The organism is Algoriphagus aurantiacus (genome assembly GCF_035156405.1).
GTDB lineage: Bacteria > Bacteroidota > Bacteroidia > Cytophagales > Cyclobacteriaceae > Algoriphagus > Algoriphagus aurantiacus.
On sequence record NZ_JAXRUT010000018.1, the window covers coordinates 56,155 to 82,611 of the forward strand.

Sequence of the window (26,457 nt, forward strand, 5' to 3'; positions counted from 1 at the left end):
TCAATTTGTATTTAATCGAAACTGAATGTTTTCTCTGATTTCAAGGAGCAAGATGACTTGCACACCTATAATCAGCGAACCTAATAAGAGATGGATCGGCTGAAGGAAAGCTGGAATACCAAAGTATGACATTCCCATTCCCGTAGCTATTTCCAGTATAATCAGAATCATCAAGACCTGAGACCAAAGATTTACTTGAGATCTTCTGAGGGTATATTTAATTGCCCAAAAGAAGTATAAAACATGGATTCCAAGCAGAACTAATGAAAAGGACCTATGAATGAGAAAATCTAACCCTACTCTACCTACCCACTCTTCTCTAAGCATATTCCCAAGTGATAAAGAAATGATATCAATTTGCTCTCGAACCTGAGTGCCAAGTACGACTTGAACCAACATTAAGACAATGCCTATCAATAATACAAGCTCTATTCTTCTCGGCACATCCATTTTCACACCTCTACTTTTGATCAATCTTCCAGATCTGTGATATACATAGATCAAGAGAGAAACCAACAGCAAAGCCAGCATCATATGGAAAGTGATCATCCAGTGTAGCAAATTGGTAGAAACTACAATAGATCCTATCCAGCCAATGAAGATGACTAGGATGAGATTGAAAATAGATAAAATAGGAATCCCCCTATCCATCTTACTAAGTGGAAATGACTTCCATACAGTAAGAATAATCAATAATCCAATCACCACTCCAGCCAAACGATTCAGATATTCAATCCATGTTTTCACAGGATTGAATTCTTCTTCTATGAGAATTGACTTGTCATTTGCTATTTCCTTAGCCTTTTCTGAAAATCCTAATTTTTCAAGTGTTGCCACGAACCGTTCGTTCTTAGCTAATCTTTTATTTAGATAAATCTCCTGATAATTTGCCGGTAGCTGCTCCACACTAGTGGGAGGAATCAACGAACCAAAGCATTTCGGCCAATCAGGACAGCCCATGCCAGAACCGGTACTTCTAACTATCCCGCCGATAAGAATCAGTAAGTAAACAGCAATCACCGTAATCAAACTGACTCGGCGAAAGCTGGTAATTGATTTATTAGTGATTTGGTTCATTTGAAACCAGAACGTCCTCTTCTTCTTTCATAATCTCCAACTCCACTTTCACCAATTCCTGCTCATGAGGAAGATTAGACTCTGGAGTTGCGGAAAGAGGAACTGTCTGCGGAATGAAATCCTCTTCAGCACCAGGCTTTGAGTAATCGTATGGCCATCTATAAACAGAAGGTATTTCACCTGGCCAGTTGCCATGTTCTGGATGAAGTGGAGTAGTCCACTCAAGTGTATTTGATTTCCAAGGGTTCAATGTTGCTTTTCTACCTTTGTACATTGAGTAGAAGAAGTTGAACAGGAAGATGAACTGTGCGGCGAAGGTAACTATTGCAGCTACTGATACGAACATGTTCAAATCAGTGTACATGTTGGCAAACTCAAAGTTTGTCCAGCTATAGTATCTTCTTGGAAATCCTGCAATACCTATGTAATGCATAGGGAAGAATACCATGTAAACACCTACGAATGTGAGCCAGAAGTGAATGTAGCCCAGTTTGGCATCCATCATTCTTCCAAACATCTTAGGGAACCAATGGTAAACACCTGCAACCATTCCGAAGAAGGAGGCTGAACCCATCACCAAGTGGAAGTGAGCAACTACAAAGTAGGTATCGTGTAATTGAATATCAATAGCTGAGTTTCCGAGGAAAATACCTGTCAATCCACCAGAGATAAAGAAAGAGACAAGCCCTATTGAAAACAACATCGCTGGAGTGAAGATCAAGTTACCTCTCCAAAGTGTAGTTAAGTAATTAAACACTTTTACCGCTGAAGGAACAGCAATAATCAATGTAAGGAACATGAAGATAGATCCAAGGAACGGGTTCATACCTGACACGAACATATGGTGAGCCCATACCACGAAAGAAAGTACAGTGATACCAAGCAAAGAAATAATCATCGCTTTGTATCCAAAGATTGGCTTTCTAGAATTAGTGGCAATTACTTCAGAAGTAATACCCAACGCTGGAAGCAATACAATATATACTTCAGGGTGACCTAGGAACCAGAACAAATGCTGGTACAATACAGGGCTACCACCAGTATTCGGTAGAGCTTCTCCGCCGATATAGATATCCGCAAGGTAGAATGATGTACCAAAGCTTCTATCAAACACCAATAATAATGCTGCAGCAAACAGTACTGGAAAGGACAATAGACCAATCACAGCAGTCAAGAAGAAAGCCCATATAGTCAAAGGAAGCTTCGAGAAAGACATTCCTTTAGTTCTCAGGTTAATGACGGTAGTAATGTAGTTGATACCTCCCATTAGAGAAGATGCGATAAAGAAAGTCATCGCTACCAACCAAAGTGTCATCCCAAGTCCAGATCCTGGAATAGCTTGCTCCAAGGCTGATAGAGGTGGATATACCACCCATCCACCAGATGCCGGACCGGTTTTGAGAAACAAGGAAATAAACATGATCACACCGGAAAGGAAAAACAACCAGTAAGAAAGCATATTCATAAATCCTGAAGCCATATCTCTTGCACCTATTTGCAATGGAATCAAGAAATTGGAGAAGGTACCACTCAATCCCGCTGTCAATACAAAGAATACCATGATGGTACCGTGCATTGTAACAAGGGCAAGGTAAAAGGTAGGATCCAAATGCCCAGTCTCATCAATCCATCCACCCAGGATCGGTCGAAGGAAGGACATGTCCATCTCAGGGAACCCTAATTGTAATCTGAATAGAATCGATAGAAATCCTCCCAAAAGAGCCCAAAACATACCAGTAACCAAGTATTGCTTTGCGATCATTTTGTGATCTTGGGAGAAAATATATTTCGTTACAAAATTATCATGGTGCTCATGGTCGTGTGCTGCGTCATGATTTTCGACAGATGCTGTAGACATAATCTATAATTTTGTTAGTTACTTATCGCTTAATTGAATTTCTGCTACCTCTTTCACCTCAACTGGAAGACCTGTAGCTAGAGCCGGGTTCATTTGGATAAATGACTTTTGTTCAGCAAACCATTTCTGATATGCCTCTGGCTCCACTACCTCTATAACTTTCCGCATTGAGAAGTGACCATTGCCACATATTTCTGTACAAGCGATCTCGTAGTTAAATTCAGGGTTTCCGGTTTCCTCTCTCATTTCAGCTGTAGTCTTGGTAGGTACAAACCAAAAACGGGTTGGCATTCCAGGTACTGCGTCCATTTTTAATCTCATATGGGGAGCAAAAACTGAATGAAGTACGTCTCTAGCTCTGATTTTGAATAGAACTGGCTCACCCTTTGGAATAACTACCACAGGAGATGAGAAATCATCAATTGAATTCTTATCTGTGAAATCAATCCCGTGTGAATTAGTTGCTGTAATTAGTCGATAATCATAATCTCCCAGCACATTGTCTTTGCCTGGATATCTAACTTCCCACGCAAACTGGTACCCCATGATTTCCACTGTATGCGCATTCTCAGGCGCAGGAGCAGTGATATCTGACCATGCTACCCATCCTGAAATCACCAAACCTGCAAGAACAAATGCTGGCACGATAGTCCAGATAATCTCAAGCTTATTATTATCAGGGTAAAAAGAAGCTTTACGCTTCTCGCTATACTGATATTTATATGGAAAAATGAAAAGTAATACATGAGTAATCAAGAATACGATGCCCGTGATTGCCATGGTCCACCAGAATAATGAATCAGTGACTACACCGTGCTCAGATGCAACTGGTAATTGATAGTTGTGAAATTCTTTGATAGAATACCAGAACATCAGAATGCCTGTACCCACCAAGAAAACTATAAACAAAATTGCATTTACCTTATTACTCCCTGAAGCGATCTTCTTATCAGATCCTTTTACCACAGAGACTAACGTTTGGATTCGATATACCATCCATATTATGGAAAATATCAAAAGAACCCCTACTCCAATCAGAAATCCGTACATACCTTAATTATTTCGGCTGTTATTAAATGTGATGATTATAGCTTTCTTCAAGCATTGGATGGTTTTTAGGAACTAAATTCCCTTTTGCCAATCCAGAAAGAACTACGAATGTGAAGGCTGCTCCATAAACTAAGAACATGCCTACTTCCATAAACCCGACGCCTCCATTATGTCCTAATGTGCCTGGCTGTACCATAAGAAAGAAGTCAACCCAGTGACCAGCGATGATCAACGCACAAACTAGCTTCAAGAATACCCCATGTCTTTTTGAATCTCTTGTCATTAGTAACAGGAAAGGAAGCACAAAGTTCATGGCTAAATTCACAAATATGAATGGTCCATAAATATCGCTAGACAATCTTTCGACGAAGTAAACAGTCTCTTCAGGTATATTGGCATAATAAATCAACAAGAACTGAGAGAACCATAAGTACATCCAAAAGATGGTGAATCCAAAGATGAATTTACCCAAGTCATGAACGTGATTCTCATTAACCATCTCAAGTAGGCCTTGGCTCTTCAAGAAGATTGTAATCAAGGTGATTGTAGATAATCCAGCAACAAACCAAGATGAAAATACATACCATCCAAATAGAGTAGAGAACCAGTGGGTGTCAATTGACATTACCCAATCCCATGCAGCTATGGAAGATGACACAGCAAAGAAAATCAAGAAAAACGCTGACCAGCTTCTGATTTTGTACCAAGTGGCAGTACCACTGATTACATCTTCATTGTAAGTAAACTTTTGAAATTTCTTGAAAAAGAATACCCAGAAACCAAAGAACAAGACCATTCTAAGAATATAGAATACAGGGAATGTTCCTTTTGCCATAGGCCAGTAGAAGAAAGCTCCTTTTCCATCAATGATATGATCATATTCAGGAGAAGCCTTATCAAATAGAGAAGCATGAGTCCAGTGAAACAAATCATGATTTGCCACAAAGAATGTAACGATCATCAATACTCCTGCAATTGGCAACCAGTTACCTAAAGAAAGCATCACACGAATGATCGCTGTAGACCATCCAGCTTGAGCTGCATATTGAATAGCAAAGAAGAATACGCCGATGATAGCAATACCTGTGAAGTACACATTATTGATCCAAAGGTTAGCGTATAGCCGCTGATACCAATGAAAAGCATGTCCTTCAGCTTCAGCTGCCTCATGATGGCCACCGCCAAACATCGCCATTACAATGCCAAGTACTAGCAATGCTGCACCGATACCCAAAACCGTAAATACGATTTTCTTGGTTGCAGCAGTGAAATCAAATTTTTGATCCAGATTATAGTGTTGTACGTCGTGAGCCATAATTAATTAGCTGGAGTTTCTACTTGTGTAACTTCTTGGTCAGCGTCTGCATTTTCTTCTACATCTGCGTCTATTGAATTATCAGCATTCTGACCGCCTTGGAGGTCTTGCTTCACATAGTGAACAATCTTCCATCTGTTTTCCGGCGTAATTTGAGAACCGTGGGCTCCCATTCTTCCTTTTCCTTTTGTGATTACATGGTAAATATGTCCTTCTGATAGACCGGTATATGCACCACCTGTTAAGTTGGCTACACCACCGATGATTTCACCCACTTTACCATCCCCCATACCACCTGATCCATGGCATGGAGTACAGTAAAGACTGTATAGCCTCTTACCATCTTCCAATACTGCATCAGAGAGTTCAATAGGGTTTTTCAAAGTGGTACCGGCCTCCTCTATTTCAAAAGCTTTGTACCTATAAGGTAAATAGCCTTGTTTGTTTCTAGGGACAGTATTTGCAACAGGCTCTCTCATATTCATGTTATGAGGGTTGTTTATATTACTATTGTAATATTCGCCCTTTCCATCTTCTCGGTTGGAGATGATGTTACCTTTGGTCTCTGAATCAGTGATCTGAGTCAAAGGTTCATAAGCTACTGAGTGATACATCTGAGGCGCAAATTCCAAGCCTTGATCTTCTCCTCCTGCTCCACAGCCTGCAAGGGTAATCCCAGCTACTGCAATCCCTAAAATACTTAGTGTTTTAGCAATCTTCATATTTCCAGATTTACTCTTCAAAACTTTTTTTATTTACCTCTGAGGCTCCAGAAGATTTTAATATCTCTTCAATTTTCGCCAACTCGATAGCTGAATTATTTGCTATATCAATTGCCATTACATGCTTATCATCAGTGATTCTTAAATCAAAAATTCTAGGCTGTGCCCAAGGCTTCAAGTTTGTGCTTACCATAAACACCCCTACCATGCCGAATGATGCCAATAACACTGTCAATTCGAATGTAACAGGTATGAAATCCGGAAAAGCTCCGTAGTCTTTACCTCCAATGATCATTGGCCAGTCAAAAGCCATCATGTAATACTGCATGGTCAAAGCCAGGGTAGTTCCTAACAAACCAAATAAGAACGCGGCAATTGGCAACCTACTTCTCTTATAGCCGAGGTAATCATCTATACCATGAACAGGATAGGGTGAATAGACCTCATGGATTTTGATGCCTGAAGATCTTACTTCTTTGATTGCATGAAGTAATACATCCTCATCTTCATAAACTCCCGTAACAAAATGTGTATCTCTTTCCATGATTATTTATTCACTTTATCAGATGAAGACTTCAATACAGCTTTCACTTCAGCCATGTTGATTACCGGGAAGAACTTGGCAAACAAGAAGAACAGCGTGAAGAATAAACCAAATGTAAATAGATAAACCCCTACATCAGCCCAAGTTGGGTAGAACATCGCCCAAGAAGAAGGGAGATAATCTCTATGAAGAGAGGTGACGATAATTACAAATCTCTCAAACCACATCCCGATGTTCACTACGATAGACAAAGCAAAAGTTGCTACGATAGAAGTACGGATTTTCTTGAACCAGAAAAGCTGTGGGGAAATTACATTACAAGTCATCATCGACCAGTATGCCCACCAGTAAGGGCCAGTTGCACGGTTGATGAAAGCGTATTGCTCTGCTTCTACACCTGAATACCAAGCGATGAAAAATTCGGTGATGTATGCGATACCTACAATAGAACCAGTGATGATAATTACAATGTTCATCAATTCAATATGCCCTATCGTAATGTAATCTTCCAGGCTGTAAACTTTCCGGGTAACGATCATTAGGGTCAATACCATAGCGAAACCAGAGAAAATCGCACCTGCCACAAAGTATGGAGGGAAGATAGTCGTATGCCATCCTGGTATTACTGAAGTTGCAAAGTCAAAGGATACAATCGTGTGTACTGAAAGTACCAGTGGAGTAGCCAAACCTGCAAGGATCAAAGAAACTGATTCGTATCTGCTCCAAGATTTTGCGGCGCCATCCCATCCAAATGAAAGAGCTCCATAAATAATCTTTCTTAATCCAGTGGCTCTATCTCTAATAGTAGCGAAATCAGGAATCAAGCCAATGTACCAGAATACTAATGATACAGAGAAGTAAGTCGAAATCGCAAACACATCCCAAAGAAGTGGGGAATTAAAGTTTACCCAAAGAGAACCAAAGACGTTTGGAAGTGGAAGTGCCCAATAAGCTCCTAACCATGGACGTCCCATGTGAAGAACTGGGAACATTGCTGCGCAAATAACTGCGAAAATAGTCATTGCTTCTGCAGCACGGTTAATGGATGTTCTCCACTTCTGTCTGAAAAGTAATAATACGGCTGAAATAAGTGTGCCAGCGTGACCAATACCTACCCACCACACGAAGTTGGTGATATCCCAAGCCCAGCCTACGGTTTTGTTAAGTCCCCACATACCTATGCCCTCCCAAAGAGTGGCAATTACGGCGATGGATCCTAAAGCCAAAACACCGGCAGAAGTAAGGAAAGCAAGAAACCATCTGATATTTGGTTTTGCTTCTACATGGCGCGACACATCATGTGTCACATCATGGTAGGTTTTACCCCCGGTAACTAACGGCTCGCGTACGGATGAAGTAACCTGCATAGTTTAATAAATTTTGATTACGCTTCGTTTTTGTCTTTATTTCTGATTTTCGTAAAGTACCAAATGTTTGGACTTACGTTAATCTCTTCCAATACATGGTATGCTCTTTCCTCATTCACTTCTTTCAATGCGGAAATAGTGTTCTCCTCAATTTTAAGGAGTTTAGAAACCTTACTATTCGAGTCATTCAAGTCTCCAAATACCAAGGCATCTGTAGGGCAAGCTACAGCACAAGCGACATTGATGTCCCCATCTTTCACTTTACGCTTCTCACGCTTAGCTTCTAGTTTGCCAGCTTGAATTCTCTGAACACACATAGAGCATTTCTCCATTACACCACGTGCACGAACTGTTACATCCGGATTCAAGACCATTTTACCCAAATCATCATTCTGAGCAACATTGACTACAGCAAAGTCCTTATTGTCATGATATTTGAACCAGTTGAATCGACGCACTTTATATGGACAGTTGTTTGCACAATACCTTGTACCTATACATCTGTTGTAAGTCATTTGATTAAGCCCCTCCGAAGAGTGGGTAGTTGCAGCCACAGGACAAACTGTCTCACAAGGAGCGTTGTTACATTGTTGACATAACATAGGTTGGAAAGTAACCTCAGGATTGTGAGCAGCGACTTCCATACCACTCAAATCTTCTGCCGGAGCATCTGAAGAATAGTATCGGTCTATTCTGATCCATGACATTTCTCTTCGATTGAGAACTTCCTGCTTTCCTACTACAGCCACGTTGTTTTCAACCTGACAAGCAATAGAACACGCGGAGCAACCGATACAAGAGTTCATGTCAATAGCCAAGCCCCAGTGATGCTGAGAATACTTGTGCCCATTCCAAAGAGATATCTTGGAAGGTTTAACAAATTCACCGTCTTTGTAAACATGTGGATGGTATCTACCTGCGGAGGCATCTACTTTATATTCACTCAACACAGATTCTTGGATGACGTTTTCACGCCCCATGAACGTCTGATGTGTTTGTGTGCGGGCAATTTTGTAAGAATCTGCAGTAGCAGAAATCTCTACTCCAGAAGTAATATCAAAATTAACAAAGCCTTTAGAGGCATCCAGCAATTCATAAGCGTTAACACCTACTCCATTTGCTACACGTCCAGCTTTTGATCTACCGTAGCCCACTGCCAAACCGAAAGTCCCTTCTGCTTGACCTGGTTGGATCATGATAGGTACGATCAGCGATTTGCCATTTACAGTAATGGAAGCTTTGCTAGTCTCTCCTTCGAACATGGTCACACCATTGTCGGTAGCCCATTTCTGCGAAACTGTCAGGTAGTTATCCCAAGTTGCCTTAGAAATAGGATCTGACAATTCTTGAAGCCAAGGGTTATTTGCATATATACCATTACCGATACCTACTTTAGTATAAATCACTAATTCAGGAGAAGCATTATCAGCTGAGTATGCTTTTGCTACAGCAGAAGCCGCAGCACTTACATCTCCTACCGGAGCCATAGCCTCAGAAGCTGAGTTGATAGCTAGTACACCATTATATAGTGTCTGATCCCAGAATTCCTGGAAAGTTCCACCAGCTTCAACCTGTGTGAATACTTCACCCTGCCAGTTGCTCTGAAGGAAATCATAGTAAGACGTGGAATCACCTGCCCAAACCAAGAATGACTCTTGAGCTTGTCTAGTATTAAAAAGTGGAGTGATGGTAGGCTGAGCCAAAGAAAAGTGACCTTTCTTAGGTTCGAAGTCATTCCAAGACTCTAGGAAGTGATGATCCGGAGCTACTATTTGCACTAAAGATGAGGTTTCATCTAAGGTACCATTGGTAGAGATACTCACTTTTGCTTTTGCAATTCCAGCGGCAATTTCAGCGCCTCTTGCAAAATCATATACCGGGTTACAGTTATAGAAAATTACTCCGCCAACTCTTCCAGCATTCAAATCAGTAACAAACTGATTCATTTTAGCATCATCACCTTTTCTAAAGTAGGAAGGATTAGCAAAATCAACTGTGGTTCCATTGCTGCCAAGCAGCTCGTTAATCGCATTGATTACGACTTGTACATTTGGATCATTTGAACCAGAAACTACTAAAGAAGCACCTCTGCTAGCCCAAAGGTCAGCAGCAGCTTTGTCTAAATGTGCAATCTCAACTGCTGGAGCTGAAACAGAAGCCGCTCCTGATTGTTTCGCAATAGCATTATAAAGTGCAAGAACAGCCAAACCGCTTTGAGAAGCTTTTATTGGAGTTCTGTAATCAGCATTTGCACCTGAAAGTGACAAGTTAGATTCAAACTGATAATGTCTGGACATCTCAGGCTTTTCCTTGCTGATTTTTCTTGTCTGAGCGTATTGACGTGCAAATTCAATTGGAGAAATCCACGTTCCTAAGAAGTCTGCTCCGAAGGATACGATCGTTTTTGCTTTGTCAAAAGAATAAGAAGGAAGAACTGCTGAACCGTAATAAGTCTCCGCAGCCTTTGTAATACCGTAATTGGAAATTGGATCATACATGATCACTTCCACATTGCCATTTGCATCCGCAAACTGCTGAATAGCCTGCATAGTGGAAGGTGAAATAATCGTGTTTGCTACGATTTTCACAGCACCCGCAGAAGCTAAGGAAGACTTGGCCTGCGCATCTACTGTTTCCCAGTCAGATGGCTTGCCTCCGCTATGAGGAACTGCAAGTCTTTCTTTGTCATACAGAGAAAGTACAGATGCCTCTACAATAGCATTTACTTTTCCTTTATTGATGGGAGAAAGTTCATTTCCGTCAATTTTGATCGGACGACCCTCTCTAGTCTTTACTACAATAGAAGCATAATCTCCGCCTGTAGCGTAAGTAGATGCATAATAATTTGGAATAGATGGGTTGATATCAACCGGCTTATTCACATAAGGGATCATCTTTCTGACAGGAGCCTCACATGCTGCCAAAGAGGCTGCAGCTAAGCTGAATCCCATTACTTTCAGAAAATCTCTTCTGGAAGCACTACCCTCTTCGTTGAGTGTAGAAGGAAGCTCAGGGAATTCCCTATCAGCGTTCTTTACAAACTCTGGATCGTTATTGAGCTGCTCAAGCCCTTTCCAGTACGTTTTTTTATTTTCCTTCATTTTATGATATAAGAATGAATTTGCGAAAAGAATAATGAATTAATAGTGGCACTTAGCACACTCCAAACCTCCGATGTCTTTTACTTTCAAAGCATCTTTAGAGTCAGAGTGGATCTGAACCAACTTATCATAGTAGGCATTGCCTTCAGTAGTGATTTCGGTCTGTCTATGGCAATCAATACACCATCCCATGGTGAGCGAACTATGCTGTCCGACTACTTCCATCTCTTGGATAGGGCCATGACAAGTCTGGCACTCTATTTCACCTACCACGACGTGCTGAGAGTGATTAAAATAGGCCAAATCAGGAAGGTTGTGAACTCTCACCCACTCTATTGGCTGATTGTTATCTACAGCATCGTAGATTTTCTGAATTTCTGGAGAAACACCTTCTTTGCCTTGCAAATTCTGCACGTGTGTGTGACAGTTCATACATATGTTGGCAGAAGGAATATTTGCAGATTTTCCGATCTCAACACCAGTATGACAATACTGACATTCAATCTCTAATGTACCTGCGTGAAGTGCGTGTGAATAAGCTATAGGTTGAGAAGGTGCATATCCTTGTTGCACACCTACTGAGTAAAGTCCATCCAAAGCAGTCTTAGCTACCAAGGCAATAACAAGCGCTGTTACTATAACAACAAACATGTCGCTTTTGAATACCTTACCTAAGTCCGTCTTCTGATAGACAAACTCTTTGTCATCCTCATCAAGATCCTGCTTGGTCAAGTATTTGGTCAATACAGAGATAATCAATCCCAATACAACCAAAATCAGAAGTAGGACAACTACCAATACTCCTAGTATAACAGTAAGGTATTCGTTTGGAATTCCTCCACCAGCTGCAGCTGCACCACCTTCTGCTCCTGCAGTAGCTGCCGCTGCTGGATCCACCGTATCCCCAAACTCAATGTAAGAAAGTAGATTATTCAGATCATCATCACTCAAAAACTCATGAGAGATCATTACTGTATTGTTATACTCTTTGAATAGACTAGTGTAATATGCATCACCTGATGCGATTACTGCCTGAGAGTTCTTGATAAAACTTTTTACAAGCTCAACAGATTTCCTATCCGTAGCTCCTCTCAAAGCAGGACCGATCATCTTTTGATCGAGTTTGTGGCAAGTTTTACAATTTGTATTGAATAGAGCCTTTCCTGCTGCTACTGCTTCGTCGCTACTATCAACTGCCGGATCCGCAGCAAAGGCCTGCGTCCCGATCAGCATGAAAAATAGCACTGCCAGTGTGTGGAAATTCAATCGAACCCCTACTAACGAGCGTTTAGATAACATATTATAGCTAATTAAATAGTTTATGCGGTTTTTTATAACCCTTGCAAAGGTACTACCCGAAGCCAATTTTTCAAACTTGTGTGGATAGACGGTATATGCTACATGGGAGATCTATTTGATTTCCTATAGCCTTGTATTACAGTTAATTAAGGTTAAATTCAAGCTCGGAAATTAATTTAGAACCTTTATAAATAGAATGTATTTTGCAACCTTTTAAAGGTTACGTTGAAATCCCGTAACACAAGTCCCCTGATTCTTGAAATCAAATTAACCTTAAAGCCATTTTAGCTGTAAAAGATTTAAAATAAACAAGCTGATTATTGCAAGGAAAGAGATAATAACTACATTTGCATTCCAATTCTGATTGGTCGAGTGGCCGAGTGGCTAGGCAGAGGTCTGCAAAACCTTCTACAGCGGTTCGAATCCGCTCTCGACCTCAACTAAAAGCATTCGCCGCCGCGGATGCTTTTTTTGTTCATCCCCTTTTATAATTTCCGTTCCCATCATCTATCAACCCAAGTTTTGTGCTTATTTTTTCAATGGTCCATTCTTAGATCACAACTAAAATTACTCCTCAAATTTAAGGTGTGACACAATCTGATTTTTCACTCCATATAACTTCCTAAATAACCAATCCTAATTTACTCATTGCATTTCAGGCAGACATTCCTTAGTTTAAAACTCAAACCATTGATAGTCATGCCTCAAAACATCATGTTACAAGTAAATGGGAAATCTAAAACCATTTCGGCAGATCCTGAAGAGCCCTTACTTTATATATTAAGAGAAGAGTTCGCATTGAAAGGTGCTAAATATGGCTGCGGACTACAGCAATGCGGTGCATGTATGGTGATCGCCGACTCTAAAGCAGAGCCAATATGTCTTCGACCATGCGCAAGTTTCGAAAATGTGGCAATAACCAGCCTTGAAGGATTGCAACAAAACGGCAAGCTTCATCCAGTACAGCAGGCTTTCATAGATGTGCAAGCGGCACAATGTGGCTATTGCGTCAATGGCATGATCATAACTGCGGTGGCACTGTTAGAAGAAAACCCCAGTCCTAGCGATGAAGAAATCCGTACAGCACTAAATCCAGTTATATGTCGCTGTGGAACCCATTCCAGATTTGTTGAAGCTGTGAAATTGGCATCTCAACTCTCAAACGCCTAGTCCATGGAAGATCTACAGATTCCCAATTCCAGTCGTCGCTCCTTTCTCAAAACTACCGGACATCTATTAATCGGCTTTAACATTTTGCCTTTCGCTTTTTGTCAAACAAAGGGGGCACCAAATGAGATCCCACCCTACGCAGGAGTTCCACTTCGTCCAACTATTGATAATAATCAAATTGATTCATGGATAAGACTGGATGCTGATGGGCACTTGACTGTCCTATCGGGAAAGCAGGAACTTGGACAGGGAATAAAAACTGCCTTGATCCAAATTGCAGCCGAAGAACTGGATATCCATCCAGATCGCTGCCACATAATTAATTCAGACACTGGTCAAACAGCAAATGAAGGTTTTACCGCTGGCAGTAATTCAGTGGAAGGCAGTGGGAGCGCTATACGTCAGGCTGCTGCTGAAGCTCGACTGTATTTATTGAAGCAGGCAGGTCAAAAATGGAATGTAAACCCTAGTTCACTTCAAGTAGAAAATGGAAACATAAAGTCTGCCTCCGGAGAAGAAATCAGCTATTGGAAACTATTAGAAGGAAAACTTATTGAGCAAAAAATTACCGGAGAGGCTACCCCGAAAAAACCAAAAGATTACAAATATGTGGGCCAGCCAATAAAGCGGGATGATATCCGAAAAATGGTAAATGGCGAGTCTCACTTTGTGCACGACCTGCATATGCCAGGAATGGTTCATGCCCGCGTGCTTCACCCACCGTCTTACCAGAGTCAATTACTGTCCATAGATTTGACTGAAGTAGAATCTATGCCGGGTGTTTTGAAAGTGATTAGAAATGGAAGTTTTTTGGCAGTAGTCGCTCAGCGAGAATATCAAGCTATAAAAGCTCACGAAAAGTTAAATTCATTGGCAAAGTGGGACAATACTTCTATTGAAATTCTACCTAGTCAACTTCATGATTCAATTAAAAGTACTTCTGGAAAACCAGAAGAAGTGGAAGTCTCTCCAGGAATAGCAGACATCATCTCAAATGCAGCCGTAAATCATCAGGCTGAGTATTTCCGCCCATATCACATGCATGCCTCCATGGGTCCTTCCTGCGCATTGGCCATTTGGAAAGATGATGAACTGACAGTTTGGACTGCGACTCAGGGAGTTTACCCTGTTCGACGCACCTTATCCGATCTTTTCGCTTTGGATGAGGAAAAAATCCGTTGCATCGGGGTTCCCGGGTCTGGCTGCTATGGGCACAATGGTGCTGATGATGTATCGGGCGAGGCAGCTTTGATCGCTAAAGAATTACCTGGAAAGCATGTTCGTCTGCAATGGATGCGGGAAGATGAACACAAATGGGAACCTTATGGAACTACCATGGCATTCCGGCTTTCCGCAGGCATTGACTCTGATGGCAACTTGTTGGCTTGGGATAGCGTAATATGGTCGGATTCACATAGTACCCGACCAAATGGCAGCGCTGGAAGCTTCATCTCTGCAAGGCATTTGGATCCGCCAATTGAACTTAGAAAAGGAGGCTGGTCGGGTGGCTCGCACCGAAATGGAATCCCAGAGTACACCTTCAAAGCTAAGCAACTCCATTTATTCAATTATGATGGCCCACTTCGCACTTCTTCCCTACGGGGCTTGGGAGCTTATGCAAATACCTTTGCAATGGAATCATTCCTGGACGAATTGATCCATAAATCTGGTTATGATCCAATTGATTTTCGTATAAAAAATCTGGAAGATCCACGGGCTAAAGCTGTTTTGGAAGAACTCGCAATAAAGACCAACTGGAAATCAAAAAGCAAACCTGCTAATACGGGATTTGGAGTGGCCTATGCGAGATATAAGAATTCGACATCCTATTTTGCAGTACTTGCCGAAGTAGAAATCGAGAAAGCAGCGAGGATCTACAAACTCAAAAAACTCACAGGAGTGATCGACTCTGGACTGACAATCAATCCAGATGGACTAAAAAATCAAACAGAAGGCGGCATGATCCAATCGGCTAGCTGGACGATGATGGAGGAAGTCAATTATGATCAAAATGGTATAACGAGTGTGGACTGGGCCACCTACCCTATTTTCCGAATGGTGGATGTGCCAGAATTGGAAGTTCACATTATAGATAGACCTGAGACAAAACCAATGGGAGCTGGAGAGGCAGCTATGGGACCGGTTGCAGCGGCTATCGCAAATGCTGTTTTTGATGCTACCGGAAGCAGAATAAGAAATCTACCTATAAAACCAGAAAAGATAGACTGGGAAAAAGTCTAGCCTTTTAAGTCATTCCTCGCCAAAAGCTAGAATTTATAACCTACGCCAAACTGAAGTCCCAATTCTTGCAGGACATGTTTATACTTATCCGAATCTTCAAAAGGAATTACACCATGCCTTTTGTAATTGGGAAAGATGGAAAATGATAGTTTGCTAGTTTCAACCCTTCCTCCAAGACCGATTAAATATCCAATCCCGCTTTGATCTGAGAAATTATTTCCATCAGATAGTTGAAAGTCTACTATTGGGCCTGCTGCCGCATACAGAAATTTCCAAAAACCATATTCTGCATACAAGGGAACAGAAAGCATTTTAAACTTAGGTTCATGAACATACATTATTGAAGAAGCCTGCATACAAATGGGGTCGCCGCATGGACCTGGTCTAAAACTCACATCACCAAATGCATAATTTAACCCCGTATTCAATCTAAAATTGCTTCCTACACTTTTAGATAGCAAAAGCCCAAACTCTTTAAAGTTCTTCATATCAACAGAACTCGCCCCATCCAGATCAACTTTCCTGCTGGCACTAGTTCCGGAAATTCCATAATATCCTTTCAACTGAAAATCTGACTGCGCAGCAGCTGAAAAATAAGAAGCTACAAGACAAACTAGTAAAATGTATTTCTTCATGATTTTTAATCTTAGTGTTTATGTATAGTTTATTAAAAACTACTCTATCCTTTTAAAAATATAAGCGCAACCTTCTATGCACATGGAAGGCGTACGCGGAGAAATAGCCAAATCTCCGTTTTCTCTCTTCATAGAATACGTCATTTCAGGCACCTCCTCTTCGCAGTCAAATACCAAAGTAAGTATATGATCTGCTACTTGGTATTCTCCCTCATCACATTCAAAAAACTCTACAGCATTTAACTTCCCATTAGCGAAAAAAGTGAGGATTTTACCCGTTGGTTCATATGCTGTCCTGTAGTCGTCTGCACCGGTATTACCTTGATATTGATATAATTCCCACTTCCCCACAAGCCCCTCAGAAGTAAGCTCTAAAGGTAGATTTTCTTCTTTATCGCAAGATGAAAAACATAACAGCGCAATAATTCCAAACCAAAAGTATTTCATAATCATTTATCTGACTCCGAATAAAAGACGAATTGAAAACCCGATACGCTACAACGTTCAATTTCCCAATGAAGACGACACGTCAATCACTACGAGCCGTGTGCCCCCTGAAGTATCCATGATATTTACATATAGCTTCTCTTCACTCCAACTCAGCCCTACTATTCCACTATTGATCCACTCACTTTGCTGAAAATCAGTCACCTGAATAAACTGCCCAGAAGACAGATTTTTAATCCAGACCTGCGGCAATCCTGATCGGTCTGAGACAAAAGCTAAATGGTTTGGATCCAAGGTAGAAAAAGATGGATTGCTATCGTTCCAATCGGACACCTCTAAGTTTCTCAAAGCAGAAGGGCTTCCCAGATCAAAGCCAACTATATCGTAAGAAAATCCAACTAATGTTTCCTTTGGAAATGCCGCACTATATGCCAGCGCGTTTTCCTCAGTGGAATAATCCATTCCCAAAACCGGAACTTGGGCATTTTCTAAAAATTCTACTTCCCGTATAAGGCGCAAAGTATCTTCGATCACTTCAAACTCAACTATTCCAGATTCGCCTTCTGTCAAACTATCCAAAAGATAGATCATCGTTGAATCTGCTATTCCATACAGTGGAAAATAGCCCTGAAATGAATTGCTTGCATATTCCTTCACATTACCTGAAGCCACGGTATATTCTTTAACAGCAGATGAATTTTCATCTCCTCTCACAAAAAGTATAGCCGTACCACTTGCCGACCACGATGGATACTTTCCATTTTCTATTATCATACGATGAGTTTTACTATTCAAATCATATAGAAAAACCTTTTGCGGATTTACTGTTGAGCCTGCTTCTGAAACTGAATAAGCAATGGCTTTTCCATCAGGAGAAACTTGGGGATTCGTAATGAAATCAAATCCCTCGCTCTCAAAAATGGTCTCTCTGGCAGGAAGTTCAGAGGGAATGACCATCACGCGATTTGTCTTATTGCTGACGTTTGCTCGCTTTGCGATTACAAAAAATTCCTGTCTTACACCAGGCTCTAATCCTTCTACAAGAAAAGTCATCTCTCCCGCAAGAGTTTCTGCTAATTTATAATTGGTTGAACTGCTAAGCGATTTGGTCCAAATTTCGTAGTACGAAGCAGGTACAAGAGTAGGGCAATTCCCAGCACATATTTCCGCCGAATTCCAGGTTAAAAGCACTTTGTCTTCCCCCATTAATTTAGTGGAAAGTCTAGGTATCTCTAGTTTGCTTCCATCGGGAATAGGATCATCAAAATTTTCGCAGGATGAAAAGGCAAGCAAAAGTAAAAGTGAAGTAACGATTATTCTCATATAGACTATATTTTCGTCGATCCTTAGTTGACCAGCATATCCTTTACGTAATCAACTAAAGTTTAGCTACAAAAAGCACAAAAAACGCCGACTTCTCAGCCGGCGTTTTCAATATATTAAGTAATAAGTCTTGATTCTAACTTCTAGAATCTAGCTTTTTACTTTTTACCTTCCATTTGCTCTTTCAATTGAGTCAATGCATCCAAGTCACCAAGAGTTGACTTCTCAGCTGGAGCAGAAGAAGTAGTAGAAGGAGAACCTGAATCAGATTTCTTCTTCACTTCTTTCTTAGCTTGCTTCGCTTCTTCTCTGAACATTGCAGTGTGAGAAAGTACGATTCTCTTATCATCTTTAGAGAATTCAGTTACTTTGAAATCCAAAGATTCACCAACCTCTACTTGAGATCCGTCTTCTTTTTCCAAGTTCTTCACGGTAGCAAATCCTTCAAGACCGTATGGCAATTCAAGAACTGCACCTTTGTCATTCTTAGAAACTACAGTACACTTATGAGTAGATCCAACTGGGAATACTGACTCGAAAGTATCCCAAGGATTTTCTTCCAATTGCTTATGACCAAGAGCCAATCTTCTGTTGTCTACGTCAAGCTCAAGAACAGCTACTGCTAGCTCATCTCCTACTTTCACAAACTCAGATGGATGCTTGATTTTCTTAGTCCAAGACAGGTCAGATACGTGAACCAAACCGTCGATTCCTTCTTCCAATTCTAGGAACAAGCCAAAGTTGGTCAAGTTTCTTACCACACCTGTGTGCTTAGAACCTACAGCATACTTAGTACCCATGTCGTTCTTAGTCCAAGGATCTTCAGTCAATTGCTTGATACCAAGAGACATTTTTCTGTCGTCTTTGTCAAGAGTCAATACCACCGCTTCGATTTCGTCACTTACTTTCACGAAGTCAGCAGGATTTCTCAAATGCTGAGACCAGCTCATTTCAGACACATGGATCAAACCTTCAACACCTGGAGCAAGCTCAAGGAACGCACCGTAGTCTGCTACGTTTACGATCTTACCCTTAACTCTAGATCCGATTTCAAGGCTAGACGCCAAAGAATCCCAAGGATGAGCAGTAAGCTGCTTCATACCCAAAGAAATTCTCTTCTTATCATCATCAAAGTCAAGAACCACAATCTGAACTTTCTGATCAAGTTGCAATACTTCTTCTGGATGATTGATACGTCCCCAAGAGATATCTGTAATGTGAAGAAGACCATCTACACCACCTAGATCGATGAATACACCGAAGTTGGTCATGTTCTTGATCACACCTTCCAATACTTGACCTTTCTCAAGGTTATTCAAGATCTCAGCTTTTTGCTTCTCAAGATCCTTCTCGATCAACACTTTGTGAGATACTACTACGTTATCATTTGCGTGGTTGATTTTCACCACTTTCACTTCCATTTTCTTACCTACATAGATATCGAAATCTCTGATAGGCTTCACGTCGATCTGAGAACCTGGCAAGAATGCTTCTACTCCGTAGATATCTACGATCAAACCACCCTTAGTTCTTCTTTTCACCAAACCTTCGATCACATTGTCATGCTCAAGGGCATCTTCGATGTCCTGCCATGCACGTACGATCTTAGCTTTCTTACGGGAAAGGATCAACTGACCAAGCGCGTTTTCTTGCTCTTCGATGAATACCTCTACAGTATCACCTGGCTTGATGCCATCAAGATCTCTGAATTCAGAAAGAGGAACCAATCCATCAGATTTGAAGCCGATGTTGATGATTACGTCCTTGTCATTCACACCTACTACAGTGCCTTTGATTACTTCTTTCTCAGTGATCGTGCCTAATGTACCTTCGTACATAGCAGCCATCTGCTCACGCTGTTCTTTGGAATAGCCTTCGCCAAAACCTTTGGTTTCGAAGTTGTCCCAGTTAAAATCTTCTTTGTTAGACATAATAGTACAAACCCTGAATAGCAATAGTCCTCGGGTCAGCAGACTATCGTTTTTAGTTGTAAATCAGCGCATTAAGCAAGCAAAACACACTCCATTCACCCGAACGGACTGCAAAGGTAGGGAAATATTGACAAATGAGGAATTTCAGAGCAAAAAATGGCATAGAATTAAAAAAACGGTGATAGTCTGACACATCTATTAAGCAACATATAACCTTACCATTCTCCCTCTATTTATTACGGTAAATTCTCTAAGCACAATACTTACATTGACTCAATCAAGGAAAGTTTACACTGGTATTAGGACATAAATAGTAGGTATTCGTCCATAATGACTTCCAATTCCTATTTGAATTCTAGTAATTCCATACGCATTCTTTTGACTAAACTCTAAACCCTATATCATCATGAAAACTTTAAAAACAACACTGATCTTCGCCTTTATTATGGCATGGATACCATTAATCAGTAAAGCACAGCAACCTGAAGTAACGATAGAATTCGAAAATGCGGCAACTGCAATTGAGGTTGTTCAAAATTATACTGCAGCGCTACAGGCAGGTAATGTTGACAAAATGGATGCATTGCTTCATAATGACATCATAGTCTATGGCCTAGGAGGAGGCTTAGACTCTCTTACAAAAGCTCAGCACAAGGAATATTACACTACTAGTACAAGCCAATACAAACATTCACTTTCCAATGAACTTTACCTGCCTGTCAAAGTGACCAACAACTGGAATGAGGGGGAGTGGGTCTTGGCATGGGGAACAAACACCATTACAAATAAGGAAACCGGTAAAATAATTGAGATTCCCTACCACACAGCCTCCAGAGTAGTAGATGGAAAAATTACTTTCGTACACTATTGGTATGATATGTTGAATATCCTACGCCAACAAGGTTATGAAATTAAACCACCGTCCAACTAGAATCCATTTTTTAATAAAGGGTGATTATATTTTTCAATCAATGCTATGTGTAATCGTAAAATTACCTATAGCATTGATTTTTTAGTTTTCACACATACACTTGCGTCATAGATTTAGACAGGCTTTGACTTCAGTCAGCTACACATCCATATACCTTTCTGGAAAAAGAGAAAAGGACTTGACTTATTTTCAAGTCGGTGTATGCATGAGATGGTTTTGAAAAAAATATTGACAAGTTTGGACACTTTTAAGGTGTATTAGTCCTAGCTCTATTTCCCATCATCTAAGAAAGCAATAGCTTAATTATCCACTTTGTAAGGAGCTGTTTATCAATTCATAATTGATCCTAAAACTAATCCATAATTAACCTTTTTAAATCGTAACCATAACCTCACAACAAATGAAAGTATCAGCCTTCGCGGCCAAAGGGCCGCACGAAAAATTAGAAGCTTTTTCCTTCGAAATGGGAGAACTTGGACCTGAGCAAGTCGATATCAAAGTAATCAATTGCGGGATCTGCCACTCAGATCTTAATATGATTAACAATGATTGGGGAATGACCACCTACCCCATTGTCCCTGGTCATGAGATTATTGGGGAAGTAATCGCTGCCGGATCTGCAGTCAAAAATGTAAAAGTAGGCGACAAAGTGGGCGTTGGGTGGTTTTCAAGTTCTTGTATGACTTGCCACGAGTGTATGGATGGGTCACAACACTTGTGCGTATCTGCAGAATTTACCATCGGAGGCAGACATGGCGGATTTGCAGACTATGTAAGAAGTCACTGGTCTTGGGCGATTCCTCTGCCTGAAGGGATTGACTTAGCCAAAGCTGGTCCACTGCTTTGTGGAGGCATTACAGTTTTTAACCCAATCATTATTGCTGGAGTAAAAGCCACTGATAAAGTTGGGGTAATTGGGATAGGAGGACTGGGACATATGGCGCTGAAATTCCTCAATAAATGGGGCTGTGAAGTCATCGCATTTAGCTCGACTCCCGCCAAAAAGGAAGCCATCTTAGCGATGGGTGCGACCAAAGTAGTCGATTCGACTAACCCTGACGAATTAGCTGCTATTGCTGGATCCTTGAATTTCATACTCAATACCACGAATGTCACCTTAGATTGGGATTCCTTTTTGACAACGCTAGCCCCAAAAGGAAAATTTCATAATGTAGGTGCGGTTTTAGAACCTTTGGCTATTCCCGCATTTTCGCTTATCATGGGAGGGAAATCTGTCGCCGGTAGTCCTCTAGGTAGTCCTGCCCTGACTCGGACCATGCTAGAATTCTGTGTGCGCCATAATATCTATCCCATTACAGAAGAATTCCCTATGTCTGAAGTAAATAAGGCTCTAGAACATTTAGAGTCAGGGAAAGCCCGATACCGAATTGTTTTGAAAAACTAGTCGTAGCCAAACTCAATAACCATGATCAAATTAACTGTACTCTATGGCCATCCTAGAGATCCTGATGCTTTTGAAAAATACTATGCAACTACCCATATGCCTTTGGTAGGGAAAATAAAAGGTGTCGCAAAGGCCGAAGTAACCAAGTTCTTGCCAAACGAAGATGGATCCAAGCCAGAATACTATCGCTTGACAGAACTCTATTTCGAAAGCCCTGAAGGAATGCAGGCAGCATTAGGTTCTCTAGAAGGAAAGGCCACAACCGATGATTTGGCAAACTTTTCAACGGGAGGTGTGAAAGTGCTGGTGGGATTGTCGGGTAAAACTCACGCAATAGTTAGATTGGCCATAGGGAGTATGGTCACTCAGCTTCTTATGCCATATTTTAAAATAGTATGAACCATTTGTGAGCAACAAACGATGGTGAGGGCTATTTCACTTACATTCTGATAGAAATTGACGGGGAAGCATAAACCAAATTGACACTCCTCCCTCTTGATTGACTGTTGAGTAGATTAATCTACTAAACCTTATTCATCAACTTGTACAGTTCATCCTTGTATTGCTTACCTATAGGAATTAGCTTCCCTTTAAGCTCTACATGAGAATCGGCAACGGCATCAAGTTTTGAAAAGTTGACCATAAAGGATCTATGAATTCGAATAAATCGCTTTTGATCAATTTTTTCACAAAGCTTATTCAATGGACTCACTATTAAATAAGATTGCTGGATGGTGATGATTTTACAATAATTCCTTTCAGCCTCCACCCAAAGAATATCATCAAGCATGACTTTGATCAACCTGTTTTGATTTCTGATAAAAACCCTATCCTCATGAGCATCCACAAGTGTTTCCACTGAGGAAGTATTTGTAGGATTTTCTTTGATTCTTTCCTCTACCAAGGCGATCGTTCTTTCCAAATTCTTTTTGGTAAAAGGTTTTGAAATAAAGGCAAAAGGATGGGTTTCTTTTGCTTTTTCAAAAGTGACATCATCCTCGTTCGCCGTGAGAAAAATCATGGGAATACTTAGGAATTTATGGATTTCATGTGCGGCATCGATCCCACTAAACGTCCCTTTCAGTTGAATATCCATTAAGATAATATCTGGTTTGGCCTCAAGTGCGTGATGGATGGCTTCTTCGCCTTTGGTCTCTATTCCGGTGACTTCATAACCAAGATTACTTAGCTGCAAACTGATATTTGCGGCAATAATCATATCATCTTCTACAATCAAAATTCGAGTTGCGCTCATGCTGCTTTATTTAGTAGAAATTCAAAAGAAAATGCAGTTCCTGATTGATTCTTCAAGGTCATTTTCCCATCCAATTGACGCGTAAGTAAGCTAATTAACTCTCTTCCAAAACCAGTACCCTTTGTTGTGGAATTTTCCATGATTCCGATTCCATTGTCAGAAACTTTTAAAAAAAGATTCCCATCTCTTTCATACAAGCCAACACATATTTGCCCTGCTTGCTGCGGAGGAAAAGCATACTTAAGTGAATTAGAAATCAGTTCATTTACTATTAGCCCAATGGGAATTGCTACATCTACATCCAATTCCAACGAATTCATTTCAGTAGAAAAACCAATCCTATCGGTAGCATCAAAAGTATCTAAGATGAATGTTCCTAAGTCTTCAAAAAACCCCTTCATTTCCACTTGCTTCAGATTTCCTTCTTTATATAAACTAAGATGAATCATTCCCATACTTTGGACTCTTGTGTACGTCTCCTCCATTACTTGTTTGAACTTTGGTTCGTCAATTTTTGCAATCTGAAGTGTCAGTAAACTGGAGATCGTTTCAAGATTATTTTTTACACGATGATGGATTTCTTTAAGCAGAAATTCTTTCTCCTTGTTCTTTTTTTCCAAAAGTGTACTGTATCTCTTTTTCCGCAGGAAAACCCGGTAAAGCAGAAATAAAAAGATTACTAAAACTCCGGCAAGTGTCAGGTAAAATGTCTGCAATATTCGCTGCCTACTCAAAGCAGCTTCTTGAAGCTTAATGGTGTTTTCCTTTTGAGCAACTTCCATTTGAGTCTGCAAAAGTGAAATTTGCTCTTCAGCCTCTGCAGTAAAAACATCCTTTCGGAGTTCATCAGATTTTCTCGAAGCGATAAGCGCCTGTTGAAATGATTTGGAACCCTCATAAGCTTTACTCAGCTCATCATAGACCAAACTCAAATAAAATTTATCCCCAAAGTTATCTTTTACCTCTGCAATGCTGGTTTCCAAATAGTTGGATGCCTGTAAAAAATCTCCCGATGCATTGCTGACTTTCCCTAAAGCCATATAAGAACGCATAATCATAAAGTCGTTATCGAGTAGTTCTGCATACCGCAGTGCTTCCAAACCGGACTTTTGTGCTTCCGAATAATCCCCCATTTTGGATTGTAGGTTGGCGAGTGCTATAAATGTATCGCTCAGATTATTATAAAAACCATAACGCTCTCCCAATTGTACCGACTGCTGGAAGTATTCAATCGCCTCCTTAGGCCTATCCAAATCAACCATAAATTGACCTACTAAATGGAGCGTAAAATCATAATCCAGATCCTTGAGGCCTCGCTTTTCAAATACTTCAAGTGATTTGAGCCCATAATTTAAAGCAGCATCAAACTTACCTTGCTTCCAAAAAAGGTTACTCATATCTGAATAAGCCATTGCGATGGCTTTTCTATCTCCATACTTTTCCCCAATCTCAAGTGTTTTGGAAGCATAGACAAAGGCTTCTCCTAGCATGCCCTTTCGTTCGTACACATATCCCAAATTGGTAAACAATAACCACCCTTCGTTTTCGGGAATCTTGAGGAGAGCTTCTTTGAGCACATGTTCCGCCAGTTTCAATTCCTCCATTCTAAGTAAAATCGCCCCTTGAGAAACCATGAGTTTACCTTCCCAATAGGTATTTTCTTTTTCTCTAGCTTCTTCTAATCCCTGCTCAATATATTCAAGAGCTAAATTAAGGTTACGAGTATGATAGTAATATCCAAGATCATTAATGACTTTCAATCTGAGGGTAGAATCTTTTGGTATCGCAGACAGTGCATTTTCTAATTTCTCGAGATAATCCGATTGGAAATCATCAGTTTCTACAAATACCTCTTTGTATTGGAAAAATCCATTTCTCAATTCAATTTGAGTAAATCCAGAGATGGATATGAAAAAAAAAGCGAGTAAAAAAAAATTCTTCATTTATAAATGTAAGAATTTGATTGAATTGAAAATCAGTTTTTTGTATTTAAAATGTGCCTTGGGAAATATTTCCTGTAGGTAGGGAAATAAAAGACTACGTTCATACTATCTCATTTTTAACTCTGCTTGAAGAAATCCAATTTACATTCATTAAAGCCAATTAATAAGTTTTCACTTTTCAAAATCCGATGCATATGAAAAAATTTCTTTTCCTAGGATTGCTCCTGCTGACAATAGGATGCACAAGCAAAACACGATACACACAACAGTCTCCAGAGATTGAAACTTTTAAATCCATTATCAACAACTACGTCAATGGAGAATGGGATGAATATGCCTCCCACTATGCCGAAGGTGCCACTATCTTCTTTAATACCACAGAAGAAAACCCCTCCTCTATTCAAGAAATTATTGCTGGTCAGAAACTGGGTATTGAGCCGCTATCCTCTTACTCTTTCGAAAGAGATGAAGACGAATTTGAGATGGTATTGACTGATGAAGGGGAAACCTGGGTGAATTTCTGGGGGATTTGGAAAGGAACAATTGCAGCAACAGGAGAAACTTTTGAAACGCCTATACATATCACCTCTCAATTTGAAGATGGAAAAATTGTAAAAGCTTTTGGCTATTGGAATAGTGCACCTCTTCAAGCTGCACTCAAGGAATTACAGGAAGCTGCAGCTGAAATGGCTGAAACAGAACAATAAACTAAAAAACCAAACAGATTTTTTTATTTCCAGGAGGAGCTTCAGTCTAACAGTTGAGCTATCTTCCTGGAATTATTCTTTTAGCTATCAAAAAAAATAAAAAGCCAGTGTCCCCACTGGCCTAATTAGAATTCTA

Annotated in this window: 21 protein-coding genes and 1 tRNA gene; 7 read left to right on the top strand and 15 right to left on the bottom strand. The window is 40.4% G+C overall.

Features of this window, described 5'->3' with window-relative positions; all coding sequences use genetic code 11:
- From SYJ56_RS17120 to SYJ56_RS17160, 9 genes are read right to left on the bottom strand one after another with little or no spacing between them, the layout of a single operon-like run.
- Positions 1–1,077, bottom strand: a complete 1,077-nt coding sequence (locus tag SYJ56_RS17120) for a COX15/CtaA family protein (protein WP_323836192.1) — start codon at positions 1,075–1,077, stop codon at positions 1–3.
- Positions 1,061–2,935, bottom strand: coding sequence for a cytochrome c oxidase subunit I (locus tag SYJ56_RS17125; RefSeq protein ID WP_323836194.1), 1,875 nt, complete (start codon positions 2,933–2,935; stop codon positions 1,061–1,063). The genes SYJ56_RS17120 and SYJ56_RS17125 overlap by 17 nt, the downstream gene beginning before the upstream one ends.
- A gap of 18 nt (positions 2,936–2,953) precedes the next feature.
- A complete protein-coding gene (locus tag SYJ56_RS17130; RefSeq protein ID WP_323836196.1) occupies positions 2,954–3,985 on the bottom strand; it encodes a cytochrome c oxidase subunit II in 1,032 nt (343 codons plus the stop codon).
- A gap of 22 nt (positions 3,986–4,007) precedes the next feature.
- The gene (locus SYJ56_RS17135; protein WP_323836198.1) at positions 4,008–5,300 is read right to left on the bottom strand and encodes a quinol:cytochrome C oxidoreductase; all 1,293 of its coding nucleotides are present in this window, start codon (positions 5,298–5,300) and stop codon (positions 4,008–4,010) included.
- A 2-nt stretch (positions 5,301–5,302) separates the two neighbouring features.
- Entirely contained in the window at positions 5,303–6,022 is a 720-nt protein-coding gene (locus SYJ56_RS17140) for a c-type cytochrome (protein ID WP_323836200.1), read from the bottom strand.
- A gap of 10 nt (positions 6,023–6,032) precedes the next feature.
- Positions 6,033–6,566: a DUF3341 domain-containing protein gene (locus SYJ56_RS17145; RefSeq protein ID WP_323836202.1), complete on the bottom strand. Its 534-nt coding sequence runs from the start codon at positions 6,564–6,566 to the stop codon at positions 6,033–6,035.
- A gap of 2 nt (positions 6,567–6,568) precedes the next feature.
- Complete coding sequence (gene nrfD, locus SYJ56_RS17150; protein WP_323836204.1) at positions 6,569–7,933, bottom strand: NrfD/PsrC family molybdoenzyme membrane anchor subunit; 1,365 nt, start codon at positions 7,931–7,933, stop codon at positions 6,569–6,571.
- Between the two features lie 17 nt (positions 7,934–7,950).
- The gene (locus tag SYJ56_RS17155; protein WP_323836206.1) at positions 7,951–11,034 is read right to left on the bottom strand and encodes a TAT-variant-translocated molybdopterin oxidoreductase; all 3,084 of its coding nucleotides are present in this window, start codon (positions 11,032–11,034) and stop codon (positions 7,951–7,953) included.
- A gap of 39 nt (positions 11,035–11,073) precedes the next feature.
- A complete protein-coding gene (locus tag SYJ56_RS17160; RefSeq protein ID WP_323836208.1) occupies positions 11,074–12,333 on the bottom strand; it encodes a c-type cytochrome in 1,260 nt (419 codons plus the stop codon).
- 366 nt (positions 12,334–12,699) lie between these two features.
- On the opposite strand from SYJ56_RS17160, the gene SYJ56_RS17165 reads away from it, so the two are divergent.
- From SYJ56_RS17165 to SYJ56_RS17175, 3 genes are all read left to right on the top strand, one after another.
- Positions 12,700–12,770 (top strand) — tRNA-Cys (locus tag SYJ56_RS17165).
- 262 nt (positions 12,771–13,032) lie between these two features.
- The gene (locus SYJ56_RS17170; RefSeq protein ID WP_323836303.1) at positions 13,033–13,503 is read left to right on the top strand and encodes a (2Fe-2S)-binding protein; all 471 of its coding nucleotides are present in this window, start codon (positions 13,033–13,035) and stop codon (positions 13,501–13,503) included.
- A gap of 3 nt (positions 13,504–13,506) precedes the next feature.
- Entirely contained in the window at positions 13,507–15,744 is a 2,238-nt protein-coding gene (locus SYJ56_RS17175; protein WP_323836210.1) for a xanthine dehydrogenase family protein molybdopterin-binding subunit, read from the top strand.
- A 26-nt stretch (positions 15,745–15,770) separates the two neighbouring features.
- Here the strand turns inward: SYJ56_RS17175 and SYJ56_RS17180 are convergent, their stop codons facing one another.
- From SYJ56_RS17180 to rpsA, 4 genes are all read right to left on the bottom strand, one after another.
- The gene (locus SYJ56_RS17180) at positions 15,771–16,379 is read right to left on the bottom strand and encodes a hypothetical protein (protein WP_323836212.1); all 609 of its coding nucleotides are present in this window, start codon (positions 16,377–16,379) and stop codon (positions 15,771–15,773) included.
- 39 nt (positions 16,380–16,418) lie between these two features.
- Positions 16,419–16,826, bottom strand: coding sequence for a hypothetical protein (locus tag SYJ56_RS17185; protein WP_323836214.1), 408 nt, complete (start codon positions 16,824–16,826; stop codon positions 16,419–16,421).
- Positions 16,827–16,883: 57 nt separating this feature from the next.
- Positions 16,884–18,149, bottom strand: a complete 1,266-nt coding sequence (locus SYJ56_RS17190; RefSeq protein ID WP_323836216.1) for a hypothetical protein — start codon at positions 18,147–18,149, stop codon at positions 16,884–16,886.
- Positions 18,150–18,307: 158 nt separating this feature from the next.
- Positions 18,308–20,080, bottom strand: coding sequence for a 30S ribosomal protein S1 (gene rpsA / locus SYJ56_RS17195; protein WP_323836218.1), 1,773 nt, complete (start codon positions 20,078–20,080; stop codon positions 18,308–18,310).
- Between the two features lie 406 nt (positions 20,081–20,486).
- On the opposite strand from rpsA, the gene SYJ56_RS17200 reads away from it, so the two are divergent.
- From SYJ56_RS17200 to SYJ56_RS17210, 3 genes are all read left to right on the top strand, one after another.
- Positions 20,487–21,011, top strand: coding sequence for a nuclear transport factor 2 family protein (locus SYJ56_RS17200; protein WP_323836220.1), 525 nt, complete (start codon positions 20,487–20,489; stop codon positions 21,009–21,011).
- Between the two features lie 400 nt (positions 21,012–21,411).
- Complete coding sequence (ahr, locus tag SYJ56_RS17205; RefSeq protein WP_323836222.1) at positions 21,412–22,416, top strand: NADPH-dependent aldehyde reductase Ahr; 1,005 nt, start codon at positions 21,412–21,414, stop codon at positions 22,414–22,416.
- 21 nt (positions 22,417–22,437) lie between these two features.
- Complete coding sequence (locus SYJ56_RS17210; RefSeq protein WP_323836225.1) at positions 22,438–22,815, top strand: EthD family reductase; 378 nt, start codon at positions 22,438–22,440, stop codon at positions 22,813–22,815.
- Between the two features lie 124 nt (positions 22,816–22,939).
- Here the strand turns inward: SYJ56_RS17210 and SYJ56_RS17215 are convergent, their stop codons facing one another.
- Both SYJ56_RS17215 and SYJ56_RS17220 read right to left on the bottom strand, forming a co-directional pair.
- Positions 22,940–23,671 carry a LytR/AlgR family response regulator transcription factor gene (locus tag SYJ56_RS17215; RefSeq protein ID WP_323836227.1) on the bottom strand — a complete coding sequence of 244 codons (732 nt, stop codon included), beginning with the start codon at positions 23,669–23,671 and terminating at the stop codon, positions 22,940–22,942.
- Positions 23,668–25,614: a tetratricopeptide repeat protein gene (locus SYJ56_RS17220; RefSeq protein WP_323836229.1), complete on the bottom strand. Its 1,947-nt coding sequence runs from the start codon at positions 25,612–25,614 to the stop codon at positions 23,668–23,670. The genes SYJ56_RS17215 and SYJ56_RS17220 overlap by 4 nt, the downstream gene beginning before the upstream one ends.
- 194 nt (positions 25,615–25,808) lie before the next feature.
- On the opposite strand from SYJ56_RS17220, the gene SYJ56_RS17225 reads away from it, so the two are divergent.
- A complete protein-coding gene (locus SYJ56_RS17225) occupies positions 25,809–26,321 on the top strand; it encodes a nuclear transport factor 2 family protein (RefSeq protein WP_323836231.1) in 513 nt (170 codons plus the stop codon).
- Positions 26,322–26,457: the final 136 nt, after the last annotated feature.

Excerpts from the sequence above, each read along its gene's own strand:
- rpsA (WP_323836218.1), bottom strand. The coding sequence starts at position 20,080 with ATGTCTAACAAAGAAGATTTTAACTGGGACAACTTCGAAACCAAAGGT.
- SYJ56_RS17170 (WP_323836303.1), top strand. The coding sequence starts at position 13,033 with ATGCCTCAAAACATCATGTTACAAGTAAATGGGAAATCTAAAACCATT.
- SYJ56_RS17135 (WP_323836198.1), bottom strand. The coding sequence starts at position 5,300 with ATGGCTCACGACGTACAACACTATAATCTGGATCAAAAATTTGATTTC.
- ahr (WP_323836222.1), top strand. The coding sequence starts at position 21,412 with ATGAAAGTATCAGCCTTCGCGGCCAAAGGGCCGCACGAAAAATTAGAA.
- SYJ56_RS17130 (WP_323836196.1), bottom strand. The coding sequence starts at position 3,985 with ATGTACGGATTTCTGATTGGAGTAGGGGTTCTTTTGATATTTTCCATA.
- SYJ56_RS17125 (WP_323836194.1), bottom strand. The coding sequence starts at position 2,935 with ATGTCTACAGCATCTGTCGAAAATCATGACGCAGCACACGACCATGAG.
- SYJ56_RS17215 (WP_323836227.1), bottom strand. The coding sequence starts at position 23,671 with ATGAGCGCAACTCGAATTTTGATTGTAGAAGATGATATGATTATTGCC.
- SYJ56_RS17145 (WP_323836202.1), bottom strand. The coding sequence starts at position 6,566 with ATGGAAAGAGATACACATTTTGTTACGGGAGTTTATGAAGATGAGGAT.
- SYJ56_RS17175 (WP_323836210.1), top strand. The coding sequence starts at position 13,507 with ATGGAAGATCTACAGATTCCCAATTCCAGTCGTCGCTCCTTTCTCAAA.
- SYJ56_RS17190 (WP_323836216.1), bottom strand. The coding sequence starts at position 18,149 with ATGAGAATAATCGTTACTTCACTTTTACTTTTGCTTGCCTTTTCATCC.
- SYJ56_RS17210 (WP_323836225.1), top strand. The coding sequence starts at position 22,438 with ATGATCAAATTAACTGTACTCTATGGCCATCCTAGAGATCCTGATGCT.
- SYJ56_RS17160 (WP_323836208.1), bottom strand. The coding sequence starts at position 12,333 with ATGTTATCTAAACGCTCGTTAGTAGGGGTTCGATTGAATTTCCACACA.
- SYJ56_RS17225 (WP_323836231.1), top strand. The coding sequence starts at position 25,809 with ATGAAAAAATTTCTTTTCCTAGGATTGCTCCTGCTGACAATAGGATGC.
- nrfD (WP_323836204.1), bottom strand. The coding sequence starts at position 7,933 with ATGCAGGTTACTTCATCCGTACGCGAGCCGTTAGTTACCGGGGGTAAA.
- SYJ56_RS17180 (WP_323836212.1), bottom strand. The coding sequence starts at position 16,379 with ATGAAGAAATACATTTTACTAGTTTGTCTTGTAGCTTCTTATTTTTCA.
- SYJ56_RS17155 (WP_323836206.1), bottom strand. The coding sequence starts at position 11,034 with ATGAAGGAAAATAAAAAAACGTACTGGAAAGGGCTTGAGCAGCTCAAT.
- SYJ56_RS17220 (WP_323836229.1), bottom strand. The coding sequence starts at position 25,614 with ATGAAGAATTTTTTTTTACTCGCTTTTTTTTTCATATCCATCTCTGGA.
- SYJ56_RS17140 (WP_323836200.1), bottom strand. The coding sequence starts at position 6,022 with ATGAAGATTGCTAAAACACTAAGTATTTTAGGGATTGCAGTAGCTGGG.
- SYJ56_RS17120 (WP_323836192.1), bottom strand. The coding sequence starts at position 1,077 with ATGAACCAAATCACTAATAAATCAATTACCAGCTTTCGCCGAGTCAGT.
- SYJ56_RS17185 (WP_323836214.1), bottom strand. The coding sequence starts at position 16,826 with ATGAAATACTTTTGGTTTGGAATTATTGCGCTGTTATGTTTTTCATCT.
- SYJ56_RS17200 (WP_323836220.1), top strand. The coding sequence starts at position 20,487 with ATGAAAACTTTAAAAACAACACTGATCTTCGCCTTTATTATGGCATGG.